We start from the raw sequence: 12030 nt of genomic DNA, 5'->3' as shown, positions 1-12030 counted from the left end.
GCCGCGATTGAGGTTCCCAGCATGGACAGACTGGCATGTGACCGGATGTTGGTTGCGGTCATCGAGCGCCGGAGCCTGTCCGCCGCTGCGCAAAAACTCGGCGTGAGTTCGGGTCAGGCGTCCAAGCTGGTTTCCCGGCTCGAGGAAGAGCTGGGCGTGCAGCTGCTTCATCGCACGACCCGCTCCGTCTCTCCCACGGAGGCCGGGCGCGCCTATTTCGAGCGGATCAAAAGCCTGCTCGAGGAGATGGACGAGCTGGATTCCACCATCCGCAGCACGTCGGGGGCACCGCGTGGGCGACTGGTCATGTCCGTGCCGATTACCTTCGGCACCCAGGTCCTTGCGCCGCTTTTGGCCGAGTTCGCGCGGGCGCATCCGCTGATTGAGCTCGACGTGTCGTTCTCCGACCGCGTCGTCAACCTCGTGGAAGAGGGTTTCGACCTCGCCCTGCGTATCGGCACCTTGCGCGACAGCACCCTCATTGCGCGAAAGCTCTGCCCGATCCGGCTGGTGACGACGGCGGCGCCATCCTATCTGCACGCATTCGGCGCTCCGGACCGTCCCGGGGACGTGACCCGGCACGCCTGCATCCTCGACACCAACTTCGCCGACGGGGCCAGTTGGCGTTTTGCGCGCGGCTTGACGGTGCCGATCCGTGGCCGGCTGCGCTTCTCCAACGCCGAGGCCTGCGCGGCCGCGGCGGCGATCGGCCTGGGTCTGGTGCAGGGCCCCAGCTTCGTCGCCGGCGAGCGCATCCGGACCGGTCAGCTCATTCCCGTGCTGGCCAACCACGAGGCCGACCCGATGGCTCTTTGGGCCGTCTACACCACCGGCCGGCACCTGGCGGCCAAGGTGCGGGTGATGGTGGATTTCCTCGTCTCGCATTTTCAGGACAGCCCGCCTTGGGACCAGGGCTGGTAGACTTTCCAATTTGGAAGAAATCTTCTGCGATTTCGCCAGATAGAAGTCGATACGGAACAGGTCCATATTCCCGTCATCGCCGCAGGGCAAGCTGACAGGAGCACAGGACATGACACTCGCAATCATCGGTACCGGTAATATGGCCAAAGGCCTCGCCACAGTGTTTTCGGGCAGCTGCAACGCCATCGTCTTCGGTTCGCGCCATCCGTCGGAGGCAGCCTCGCTCGCCAGCGGCTTCGGCGACACCGTGTCCGCCGCCTCGATCCCCGACGCCGTCGCCAAGGCCGACATTGTCTTTCTCGCCGTGCCCTATGATGCCGCCGCCGCGGTGGTGAAAGCCGCCGGAGGCCTGGCGGGCAAGATCGTCGTCGACTTGACCAATCCCATGAAGGCCGACTTTTCCGGCCTGGCCATCGGCTTCTCGACCAGCGCCGCTGAAGAAATCGCGCGGCTCGCCCCGCAGGCCAAGGTGGTGAAGGGCTTCAACACCTTGTTTGCGTCGGTGCTGCAGAATGGCGGCAAGGTCGCCGGCACTCCGGCAACGGTGCTGCTCGCGGGCGACGACGCGGGCGCCGTTGCCCAGGTCGAGGCGCTGGTGAAAGCAGCCGGCCTCAAGGCCATCGTCGCCGGCCCCTTGGCGGCGTCGCGCAACATCGAGGCTGTCGCCGCCCTCAACATCGGCCTCGGATACGGCCAGGGAAAAGGCACCGATATCGCTCCGACCTGGGTCGGCATCTGATCCAGGCCTTGATCGCGCTGCGGCCTCGGCGGCCGGAACGCGCCATCGAAGAACAAAATAGCAAGCCGCGACGCGCCACTTGATATCGGTCAAGTGGCGCGCCGCTGCACCCGTGGACAATCCCCCAGTGATTGCGTGAAGGACGAAGACGATGCTCATTGAAGGAAAATGGACGGCCAACTGGCAGCCGGTGCAGGCAAGCGATGCCAAGGGCGGCTTCATCAGGCAGGTTTCCGGCTTTCGCAACTGGGTGACGCCTGACGGCAGCGCCGGACCGACGGGTGATGCTGGTTTTGCAGCCGAAGCGGGCCGCTATCATCTCTATGTCGCACTCATCTGCCCTTGGGCATCCCGCACGCTGATCGCGCGCAAGCTCAAGCGGCTTGAGGACACCATCTCCATCAGCATCGTCAACCCCCGCCTGGATGATGAAGGCTGGGCGTTCGGCGGCTATCCCGGCACTGGCCCCGACGACATCAACGGGGCCCGCCATCTGCATGAAATCTACACCAGGGCCGACCCGCTCTATACCGGGCGCGCCACCGTGCCTGTCCTTTGGGACAAGCAGCTTGGCACCATCGTCAACAACGAAAGCGCCGATATCATGCGCATGCTCAACTCGGGCTTTGGCGACCTCGCAAGTGGACCGGACCTCTATCCCGCGCCGTTGCGGGCCGAGATCGACGCGCTCAACGCGGATATCTATCCACGGCTCAACAACGGCGTCTATCGCGCCGGCTTCGCCATCACGCAAGTCGCCTATGAGGAAGCCTTCGATGACGTGTTCTCGATGCTGGAAAGTCTCGAGGCCCGGCTCGTCAAGGGTGGGCCTTTCCTTCTGGGCGATGCCCTGACCGAGGCCGACATCAGGCTGTTCGTCACCCTGGTGCGCTTTGACGCCGCCTATCACGGCCTGTTCAAATGCAATCTGCGGCGCCTCGCCGACTATCCGGCGCTGAGTGCCTATATGGCTGCGATGCTGGCCGTGCCGGGGGTCGCTGAAACCGTCAGCATCGAGCACATCAAGGCCGGCTACTATTCGGTCAAGGCCCTCAACCCTAACGGCATCGTGCCGAAAGGGCCCGACCTGCCGGGCCTCGCGCCCGTCTCCGTGACAGGGCAGAGCTGATGGATCGCGGCCTGGTCATCCTCTTGCACGGCGTCGGCAGCAACGGCGCCAACATGGCAGTGCTCGGTCGGGCGCTGGCACACGCACTGCCCGGTTTCGTCTTCGAAAGCCCTGATGCGCCCCATGGCAGCGGCCCGCATCGCGAGTGGTTCAGCGTCATCGGCGTCAGCGAGGCCAATCGCCCCGGGCGCGTCGTCGCGGCGCGGCCCGGTTTTGACGCGACTGTCGCCGCTCTGATCGCAAAACACGGTTACTCGAATGTGCTTGATCGCGTGGCGCTGCTCGGCTTCTCACAAGGATCGATCATGGCGCTCGACGCGCTGGCCAGCGGGCGCTGGCCTGTAGGGGCGGTGGTCGCTTTCTCGGGCCGCCTGGCATCCCCGCCACCCCTGGCGCCCGCGACCGGCACGCCATTGCTCCTGGTTCACGGCGACGCCGACCCGATCATGCCTTCGGGCGAGAGCATCCGGGCGGCGGAGCAGCTGAAGGCGGCCGGTGTCCGGGCCAGGATCGCGATTGAGCCCGGTCTGGGCCATCAGGTTTCAAACGGCGGCCTCACCGAGGCGGCCAGGTTCCTCGACGACGTGCTGCCCTGATCATCCCAGCCGTGTGCGGACGGCGCAGCAACAAGGCAAAACGCAACGCTATGGCGCAGCGCGCCCGAACATCGAGGAAGCAGCCCAGGCCGCGGCACGATGGTTTGGCGAACCCGAATAGGTGCTTGCGCATGCCAAAGGAACTGTTTGAGCCTGATTTCGGTTGTCTGCTGTGCAACCTACATTCCACGAGGGCACCCGATGAGCGAACATGAAACATGGCAGTCAAGAAGCGCGGCTCTTTTCGAAAGATCCTGAGTGGCATCGTGGCGGCAATTGCCGCCGCGCCTGATCGCACGTCCGAGCCCGGCGTGAGCACGGCTACAGCGTCAGTGGTCGCGGAATGGCCGCTGCCGCCATCGGCAACGCTTGGCTCCTCCTTGCGCCTGAAGGGGATCGAACGTGAAATTCGAGCCCGCCTGCCCTGGGCGGTGAGGAAGTTCGCCAAGGCCGAGACGGGCCGTATCGTGTTGCGCATGTTGCGAACCGACGCGGATGCGTTCCAGGCCGCCTCCGAAACCATCTCCAGGACGCTGGAGGGCATCGAAGCTCTGGCCGTGCTTCCGCGCGAGGCAGAGGACATTCTCACCATCTCCGCCCGCGAGCGCCACAAATGGCTCAAGGACGGTCGCCTGAAGAGCATCGGCACCCGCACCGTGAAGATGCGCGGGCGATCCAAAGCTGTGACCTTCCATGTCTTCGATCCACGCCACATCGAGGACATTCTCGATCGTGACCTGGCGAGCACCTGGCGGGAGGAGGATACACAGGAAGCGTCCGAAAACAGACGGCGCGGTGCCGGCAAGGCCGCTCTGACGCGAGCAGGAAAGCGTGAGCGCAAGGTGCGCAGTGTCAGGAATCCGGGAAAGGATGATGCTCCACGGCCAAAGCTGGAAGGCTGGGACACATTCGAGGCGGAAGGACTGCTGCGCTAGGACCGGGGACGCGCGCCTTCGGTTCGGGTCGCGAAATCCAGATGGTCGAAAAACGAGGTAGGGTGTCGGGAAGCACCTCCGCCGTGCGTCCTTTGGGTGCAACCAAGAACCGGACACCTGACCAACCACCCGGAGCCTCCCATGATCCCCACCATCACCGCCTTTGAACGATCGCCCGATGGCGGCAAGGGACTGGCGCGCGATACGCGCGTTCGCTGGGCGCTCGAAGAAGTCGGGCAGCCTTATGAGGTTCGTCTCGTTTCCTTCGCCGGGATGAAGGCGCCTGAGCATCTGGCCATCCATCCCTTCGGCCAGATCCCCACCTATGAGGAAGGGTCTCTGTGCCTGTTCGAGACCGGCTCGATCGTCTTCCATCTTGCCGAGCAGCATGCGGGCCTGCTGCCCAAAAACCGCGATGCGCGGGCGCGCGCCATCACCTGGATGTTTGCCGCGCTCAACACCGTCGAGCCGCCGATCCTCGAATTGACGACGGCAAGGATATTCGAAGCTGAAAGGTCCTGGAGCGAGGTGCGCCTGCCCTTGGTCAAGGACCGCGTTCGCGCGCGGCTGGACAAGCTCTCGGTCTACCTGGGCGCCGCCGACTGGCTTGATGGCGCGTTCAGCGCGGGCGATCTGTTGATGGTATCGGTGCTGCTGCGACTGCGTATGTCAGGCCTTCTGGATGAATATCAGAACCTGTCTGCCTATGTGGCGCGTGGGGAAGCCCGGCCCGCTTATGCCAGGGCTTTCGCCGCGCAATTTGCGGTCAATGCGCCATCATAAAGCTGGGCCGACAGCAGGTTTGAAGTCAGCATGCCGCCGAGCCTCTGGGCTCACGGGGGCTACGGATATTTCGCCTTTGCGACCGCAGGGTTCAGATCGCCTTGCAATTCCTTCGGCAGCGGAAGGCTCGAGCATTGCTGGTGTACGTTGCGGGCGTAAAGCTTCCGCTGCTTCTGCTCGGCCTCCTTGGTGGCCGCTATGATCCCCAGCCCATACGGGCCAAGGGCTGCGAATTCCCATCCCGGATGTTGTTTCTCGCGAACCGCGTAGTCCGAAGCCGCCGCCCGGGCCTGCTGGCATTCCGGCGACGTCCATTTCGGATCCTGCGGCGAAAGCGAGGTCCCATAGTCGACCGGAGAGGTCGCGCATCCAGCCAGCGTCGCGGCCAATGCGACCGACATTGCAATTCTTATCGCAATTCTCATCCCGAGCCCTTCCCAACCAGTGGGGAGAGTACACAGAACTCTTCTTCCCACAAGGCAGACAGCTTCGATGAGACAGGTCGGGATACGCTTGTCGGTCGAAACCGCCATTCGCCGCGTGCCGGGAACCAATGACGGGCGAGACTGTTCAGTTGTAACTTTCATATGACGCTGGCAAGCCCGGCCGGGTAAGCGGCGACCTCCAGGAGCTCCCATCATGAATATTTCGTCCACAATTCGTTCCGTCTCGCTTGCCGTCATCGCCGCCGGGGCAGTCAGCGTCGCCAGCGCCGCGCATGCCGACAGCGGCACGATCCGCTTCGCCGTCTACAAGGCGGCCTTCTTCGTCGGCGGCTCCGGCGGAAAAGGCACCTTCACCTTTCATGGCAAGAGCTACCCGATCTCGGTCGGCGCCGTGTCCGGAGGCCTGGCTTTCGGTGTTTCCAAGACATACTTCCGCGGCACCGTGCGCCACATCCGCCGGGCCCGCGACGTGACCGGGGTCTACGGAGCGGCCGGCGGCGGCGGCACGATCGGCAAGGGAGCCCAGGTGATCATCATGACCAACGACAAGGGCGCCCAGCTCGAATTGTCAGGCAAGCAGGTCGGTCTGCAGGTCAACGCAGACCTCAGCGGCATGGCGATCTCGTTCGACTAAGGCCATCATTCCACACGGACGATATTCACACACGGACGATATTCAAGGGGCGGTGCCGGCTTCGAGTCGACACCGCCCCTTCGTTCAGCTCCTCAAGCCCGGCGCTTCCTGCCCCGTCCTCTCCACATATTCCGTATAGCCGCCACCATAGGTGTGGATGCCTTCGGGCGTCAGCTCCAGCACGCGGTTGGAGAGGGCGGCCAGAAAATGCCGGTCGTGCGAGACGAACAGCATTGTGCCTTCATATTGCGACAGCGCCTCGATCAGCATCTGCTTGGTGGCGATGTCGAGGTGGTTGGTCGGCTCGTCCAGCACCAGAAGGTTGGGCGGGTCGAACAGCATCAGCGCCATCACCAGCCGCGCCTTTTCACCGCCTGACAGCACCCGGCATTTCTTCTCGATCTCGTCGCCGGAAAAGCCGAAGCAGCCGGCGAGTGCCCGAAGCGGCGCCTGGCCAGCCTGGGGAAACGCGTCCTCCAGCGTCTGGAACACGGTGCGCTCGCCTTCCAGCAGCTCCATGGCGTGCTGGGCGAAATAGCCCATCTTGACGCTCGGGCCTCGCGCGACCGTGCCGTTGTCCGGGTCGGAAGCGCCGGCCACCAGCTTCAGCAGCGTCGACTTGCCGGCGCCGTTGACGCCCATGATGCACCAGCGCTCGCGGCGGCGGACCTGGAAGTCGAGCCCCTCATAGATGGTGCGGCTGCCATAGGCCTTGTGCACGTTCTTCAAGGTGACGACATCCTCGCCGCAGCGCGGCGCCGGCTGGAATTCGAAATTCACGATCTGACGCCGCTTGGGCGGCTCGACGCGGTCGATCTTGTCGAGCTTCTTCACCCGGCTCTGCACCTGGGCGGCGTGCGAGGCGCGCGCCTTGAAGCGCTCGATGAAGGCGATCTCCTTGGCCAGCATCGCCTGCTGGCGCTCGAACTGCGCCTGCTGCTGCTTGTCGGCGATCGCCCGCTGCTGCTGGTAGAATTCGTAATTGCCGGAATAGGCGGTCAGCGAACCGGCGTCGATCTCGACCACCTTGTTGACGATGCGGTTCATGAACTCGCGGTCGTGCGAGGTCATCAGCAGCGCGCCGTCATAGCCCTTCAGGAAGGATTCCAGCCAGATCAGGCTTTCGAGGTCGAGATGGTTGCTCGGCTCGTCGAGCAGCATGACATCGGGGCGCATGAGCAGGATGCGCGCCAGCGCCACGCGCATCTTCCAGCCGCCGGACAATTTGCCGACATCGCCGTCCATCATCTCCTGGCTGAAGCCGAGCCCGTCGAGCACCTCGCGCGCACGGCCGTCCAGCGCATAGCCGTCGAGTTCCTCGAAACGGTGCTGCGCCTCGCCGTATTTCTCGATGATCTCGTCCATCTGGTCGGCCTGGTCGGGATCGGCCATGGCCGCCTCGAGTGCCGCCATTTCGGCCGCGACTTCGCTGACCGGTCCGGCGCCGTTCATCACTTCGGCCACAGCGCTATGGCCCTCCATGTCGCCGACATCCTGGCTGAAATAGCCGATGGTGACGCCGCGATCGACCTGCACCTGGCCTTCGTCCGGCTGCTCCTGTCCGGTGATCATGCGAAACAGCGTCGTCTTGCCGGCGCCGTTGGGGCCGACAAGGCCGACCTTCTCGCCCTTCTGCAGGGCGGCCGACGCCTCGATGAAGACAAGCTGACGGCCGTTCTGCTTGCTGATGCTTTCGAGTCTGATCATGCGGTTTCCGGGGAATTGGAACTTGGGAGGATTTTCCCCGGGGCCATACGCGATGGCGAGCGCCAGAGGAAGAGGTGCAAGCGCCGCAGCAGGCGCGGCGCTCTTCCTTCTCCCCCTGTGGGGGAAAGTGGATCGGCGCGCAGCGCTGAGACGGTTGAGGGGTGCTGGACGGAATGAGACGCTGGTTTTCCCTGGAACACCCCTCATCCGACCGAGCTTCGCTCGGCCACCTTCTCCCACAAGGGGAGAAGGAAGATCGCCTGCCAGACACACTCCAGAAACAAGATTCAACAGTCCGGAAAAACTGGCGAAAAAATCGCGTGTCATAACCATCCCGCGGCGGCCGAAGCGGGTCGCCGCACAACGCAAAGGGATGGTCCCGAGAGATGCAACGACGTTCGACCGGATGGATGGGTGCCCTGATCGGCATTTCGCTCGCCATGTTTGCGGTCGCACAGTCGGGTGCGGAAGCGGCGGTGACCCGAAGCGAATATTGCAGCCGGCTCAGTCTTCAACTCGACGAGGCCATCGAAACCAAAGCAAGCCCCGGTGCCAATGCGACAGAGATCGCCGAGGCAACGGCACTCCAGAACAAGGCGAACCGGTTTTGTGCCGAGCGCAAGCAGGCACAAGGCATCCGGACCTTGGCCAACGCCTTGAGACTTCTTGGAGTCACACCGGTCGATCTGAACCAGTGACAGCAACCATCAACCCCTGAAGGAATGCCTATCATGAACAAGCCCCTCCTCTCCGCGCTCGCCCTGGCCATTGCCCTCGGCCTCGCCATGCCGCTAGTCGGCGCCAGCACTGCCAACGCGGCCGCGACCACCACGGCCGCGTCGAGCGCCGCCCCGGCGGCGTCCGCTGCCGTCAACAAACCGGTCCAGGCCGCCGCGCACAAGCACGTCAAGAAGCATGTCAAGCACGTCAAGAAGCACCGCAAGCACGTGAAGAAGCACACCCACAAGCACACCGGCAAGAAGCACGGCAACAAGCATGCCAAGGCTTATTGATCGCCTCTCTTCCTGACTTCCTTCCGGAAAAAGGCCGCCCTCGCAAAAGCGAGGACGGCTTTTTTCTTGCGCGCAGCCCCTGGGGATCAAGCCCTGTCGGGCTACTTTTCACCCAGATACTGGAAAACGGCCTGCTTCCACCAGTCGCTTTCGACGGTCTGCAGCAAGGCGACATCGAGAGGCCTGCGCAACGGACTGCCGAGCGGCAGCGCGATGGCATATTGCTGCTGGTCGAAGGTCGCGTCGAGAACCTGCAGGCTCGTCGCGTAGTTCTGCCCAACGAGCCAGCCGAGCAGCGGCTTGTCGTGAACCAGCGCGTCGATCTTGCCCGCGCGTAGCGCGTCGAGACCCTCCTGGATCGAGGCGAAGCCTTGATGGCGGACATGCGTCGAATCCAGATAGGAAGCCGTCGACGAATCCCGCACGTTGCCGACCCTGACCGTGGCGAGGTCGCCTTCGCCCTGCACCATCCCTTCCATCTGCGTTACGGTCAGGACCGATGTGACGCCCGCGGTAAACACCGCAATCACAATGATCGATCCCATCATCCAGATCGCGGCGAGCACGCGTCCCGGCACGGTTCGCGGGCCGAAGTCGCCGGTGCTGGCCTGCGTCGCGGCGATGGTCGACCACCACATGCTGGAAAACAGGCCCTTGGCGACGCCGCCGCCGAAATCATCGTTGTGGCGACGTTCGAACAGCCAGATCAAAACGCCGACAACGACCGATATGACGATCAGCGCCAGCACCGCCTGCAGGAAACCGAACGACGTCAGTGCATTCATCACCGGCCGCCATGACGGTTGATTGTTGAGCGGTGTCGCGATGCCGAGCCCGGTCGAGAAAAAGGGTTGCGTGAAGTCGACGGCCTTTTCGCGGTCGGCCGTGACGGTGATCGCGGCCATCGCCGCATCGAACTTGCCGCTGACGACGCCATCGATCTGGTCCTGCACGGTCGGCACCTCGACATAACGGAAACGAAGGTTGAGCCGCCCGGTTATTTTCTGCCAGAGGTCGATGCTCAGTCCGGACCAACTGCCGTCCTGCAGTTTGAAGGCGAAAGGCGGCGCGGCCTTTATCCCGACCGAAATCTCCTTCGAAGACAGGTCGGGGGAAGTCTGAGCGACCGTGGCGCCAGCCCCGACACACGCCACGACGACAATGGCAACCAGTGCCATCGTCCACGAAGCAACTCTTCTCACCGGCAACGGCTCCCAGCGACCAGTTCTGCCGCTCGATCATCGCGGCCTTCGAAAAATAGTCGCCGTGCCGTGCTTCGTCCATCGGCGATGTCGACGCCCACCGCTCGACGCACGACGGCCCAGGCTACGACTTGGCTAAAAACAAGCAGTTAGAGCAATTTCACGATTCAGATGTTGAACCGCCTCGAGCGACGCGAAGCGCCGCCCGAACTTGCGGCCCGCTCATATTGCGGTCGAAGACGCCGGTGCCCGGCCTCGGCCCAGAGCCGACGGACCGTGCCGCCGATCATGCCCGTGCGCGAGAATTCCGATCTTCATCTTCGCCTCCTCCTGGGCAGGATCGCTGCTCACCACGGCAGCCTTTTGCCGTCCCGGAAGAAGCCGCCGGTCGGGCCATCGTCCGGTAAAGTCGCGGCCCAGACGACCCCTGCCGCCCCTTGCGCGACCGGGCGTCCGCCCGGTCCGCCCATATCGGTGGCGACCCAGCCCGGACAGACGGCGTTGACCAGCACGCCGGTGCCGCGCAGTTCCGCCGCCAGCACGCAGGTCAGCGCGTTGAGCGTCGCCTTCGACGTCGAATAGGCCGGCGCCCCTGCCCCCATCGAGGCCAGCGAGCCGCCCTCGGAGGAAACGTTGACCAGCCTGCCATGGCCACTGGCCTTCAGCAGCGGCGCAAAGGCGGACGCCGCCCGCCAGGCGCCGAACACATTGGTCTCGAACGCTTCGCGGATCACCATCCAGTCCGGCCGCAGCGCCCGTGCGCCGGTGTCATAGTGGATGGCGGCGTTGTTGATCAGCACGTCGAGACGACCGAACCGGCGCCGCACTTCAGTGGCCGCCAGCGATGCCGCGTCAGGTGCCGCGACATCGAACTGGACGGCCTCGACCTGACCATCAAGTCCTTTCGCCGCCACCTCGCCCTTGGCGAGATCACGCACACCAAGCAGCACGGCGAAGCCGAGTTTTGCCAGCTGGCGCCCGGTTTCCAGGCCGATGCCGCGATTGGCGCCGGTGACGAGGGCGACCTTGCCCGAATGCGCTGTCTGCCCGGTCATCACGCGGCTCCCTTTGGGTCTTGCCCGGTCCCGTCCGCTCCCGCGGACCGCAACCACGCGCAACAATCGCACGAGCTGGATAGATTGATTAGGGCGCGGGAATGGCAATCCTTGTTCGATGCAGTGCATGAATTGGGCGCGCGCAGCGGCAGCGTGTCAACTCGACTCCTGGCGCCGCTGCCGCTAACAGTCCCGGCCGATTGACACGATGCGGGGCCTCGGATGCTCGACCTTGATCTGCTGGCACTGGGCGGGCTGCTGCTGACGCCCGGACCAACCAACATCCTTCTGGCCTTTTCGGCCGTTTCGTCCGGAGTGCGGCGCACGGTGCCGATGCTGGCGGCGGTCGTGCTTGCCTATATGGCGATCATCCTGGCGGTCGCGGCGCTTGCCGCCCTGATCCCGGCCGCGAACCAGGTCGAACTGCGGACCGGCGTAAGGATCTGTGCGGTGTTGTGGCTGCTCTGGCTCGCCTACAGCGTCTGGACCACGAAGGACGACGGCGCCGAGGTCCGGCTGGTCACGGTGAGGCAGGTTTTCGTCACCACGCTGATCAACCCCAAGGCGATGATCGTCGCGCTGCTGGTACAGAGCGAAGGCATGACAGCCCAGTTTCTGGCCACCATCGCCGCGCTGGTCGCTGTTGCCGGAGCGGCGTGGATCGCCGTTGGTCTGGTGGTCCGCCGCAACGGTTCAAACCTGCTCAGCCAGCGGTCGCTGCGCCGAGCCAGCGCCATCTGCCTTGCCGGCTTCGGCATCATCCTTGCCGGCAGCAGCCTGTAGCGCCGCCTCGGACCGGCGCCGGATGCCCGGCGCAGGAATCGGGTGGCGAGTGGCGAGGCCGCATGCGACGCTATCCCCACAGCGGCG

At 64.3% G+C, this 12030-nt stretch carries 14 protein-coding genes; 10 read left to right on the top strand and 4 right to left on the bottom strand.

Features of this window, described 5'->3' with window-relative positions; translation table 11 throughout:
* The first annotated feature begins 21 nt into the window (after window positions 1-21).
* From AC56QP_RS28775 to AC56QP_RS28750, 6 genes are all read left to right on the top strand, one after another.
* Window positions 22-921 carry a LysR family transcriptional regulator gene (locus AC56QP_RS28775; protein WP_497100959.1) on the top strand — a complete coding sequence of 300 codons (900 nt, stop codon included), beginning with the start codon at window positions 22-24 and terminating at the stop codon, window positions 919-921.
* A 109-nt stretch (window positions 922-1030) separates the two neighbouring features.
* Entirely contained in the window at window positions 1031-1660 is a 630-nt protein-coding gene (locus AC56QP_RS28770) for an NADPH-dependent F420 reductase (protein ID WP_489862408.1), read from the top strand.
* A 151-nt stretch (window positions 1661-1811) separates the two neighbouring features.
* Window positions 1812-2789 carry a glutathione S-transferase family protein gene (locus tag AC56QP_RS28765; RefSeq protein WP_489862409.1) on the top strand — a complete coding sequence of 326 codons (978 nt, stop codon included), beginning with the start codon at window positions 1812-1814 and terminating at the stop codon, window positions 2787-2789.
* Window positions 2789-3385, top strand: coding sequence for an alpha/beta hydrolase (locus tag AC56QP_RS28760; protein ID WP_489862410.1), 597 nt, complete (start codon window positions 2789-2791; stop codon window positions 3383-3385). Before AC56QP_RS28765 ends, AC56QP_RS28760 begins: the two co-directional genes overlap by 1 nt.
* A gap of 218 nt (window positions 3386-3603) precedes the next feature.
* Window positions 3604-4320, top strand: a complete 717-nt coding sequence (locus AC56QP_RS28755) for a hypothetical protein (protein ID WP_489862411.1) — start codon at window positions 3604-3606, stop codon at window positions 4318-4320.
* Between the two features lie 141 nt (window positions 4321-4461).
* Entirely contained in the window at window positions 4462-5103 is a 642-nt protein-coding gene (locus AC56QP_RS28750) for a glutathione S-transferase family protein (RefSeq protein ID WP_489862412.1), read from the top strand.
* Between the two features lie 59 nt (window positions 5104-5162).
* Here AC56QP_RS28750 and AC56QP_RS28745 read toward each other — a convergent pair whose 3' ends face one another.
* Window positions 5163-5528: a hypothetical protein gene (locus AC56QP_RS28745; protein ID WP_489863494.1), complete on the bottom strand. Its 366-nt coding sequence runs from the start codon at window positions 5526-5528 to the stop codon at window positions 5163-5165.
* A 214-nt stretch (window positions 5529-5742) separates the two neighbouring features.
* On the opposite strand from AC56QP_RS28745, the gene AC56QP_RS28740 reads away from it, so the two are divergent.
* Complete coding sequence (locus AC56QP_RS28740; protein ID WP_489862413.1) at window positions 5743-6183, top strand: lipid-binding SYLF domain-containing protein; 441 nt, start codon at window positions 5743-5745, stop codon at window positions 6181-6183.
* 84 nt (window positions 6184-6267) lie between these two features.
* Here the strand turns inward: AC56QP_RS28740 and AC56QP_RS28735 are convergent, their stop codons facing one another.
* Window positions 6268-7890 (bottom strand): ABC-F family ATP-binding cassette domain-containing protein, encoded by a 1623-nt coding sequence (locus AC56QP_RS28735; protein ID WP_489862414.1) that lies wholly within the window; start codon window positions 7888-7890, stop codon window positions 6268-6270.
* 410 nt (window positions 7891-8300) lie between these two features.
* Here AC56QP_RS28735 and AC56QP_RS28730 point away from each other — a divergent pair, with 410 nt between their 5' ends.
* Both AC56QP_RS28730 and AC56QP_RS28725 read left to right on the top strand, forming a co-directional pair.
* Window positions 8301-8588, top strand: coding sequence for a hypothetical protein (locus AC56QP_RS28730; protein ID WP_489862415.1), 288 nt, complete (start codon window positions 8301-8303; stop codon window positions 8586-8588).
* A 33-nt stretch (window positions 8589-8621) separates the two neighbouring features.
* Window positions 8622-8903 carry a hypothetical protein gene (locus tag AC56QP_RS28725; protein WP_489862416.1) on the top strand — a complete coding sequence of 94 codons (282 nt, stop codon included), beginning with the start codon at window positions 8622-8624 and terminating at the stop codon, window positions 8901-8903.
* A 101-nt stretch (window positions 8904-9004) separates the two neighbouring features.
* On the opposite strand, the gene AC56QP_RS28720 is transcribed toward AC56QP_RS28725, so the two are convergent.
* Both AC56QP_RS28720 and AC56QP_RS28715 read right to left on the bottom strand, forming a co-directional pair.
* Complete coding sequence (locus AC56QP_RS28720) at window positions 9005-10105, bottom strand: transporter substrate-binding domain-containing protein (protein ID WP_489862417.1); 1101 nt, start codon at window positions 10103-10105, stop codon at window positions 9005-9007.
* A 347-nt stretch (window positions 10106-10452) separates the two neighbouring features.
* Entirely contained in the window at window positions 10453-11160 is a 708-nt protein-coding gene (locus tag AC56QP_RS28715; RefSeq protein WP_489862418.1) for an SDR family NAD(P)-dependent oxidoreductase, read from the bottom strand.
* Window positions 11161-11382: 222 nt separating this feature from the next.
* Between AC56QP_RS28715 and AC56QP_RS28710 the strand changes: the two genes are divergently transcribed.
* Window positions 11383-11943 (top strand): LysE family translocator, encoded by a 561-nt coding sequence (locus AC56QP_RS28710; protein ID WP_489862419.1) that lies wholly within the window; start codon window positions 11383-11385, stop codon window positions 11941-11943.
* Window positions 11944-12030 lie beyond the last annotated feature (87 nt).

Source organism: Mesorhizobium sp. RCAM 05104 (assembly GCF_059683645.1).
This window is presented reverse-complemented; position numbering and strand designations above follow the sequence as displayed.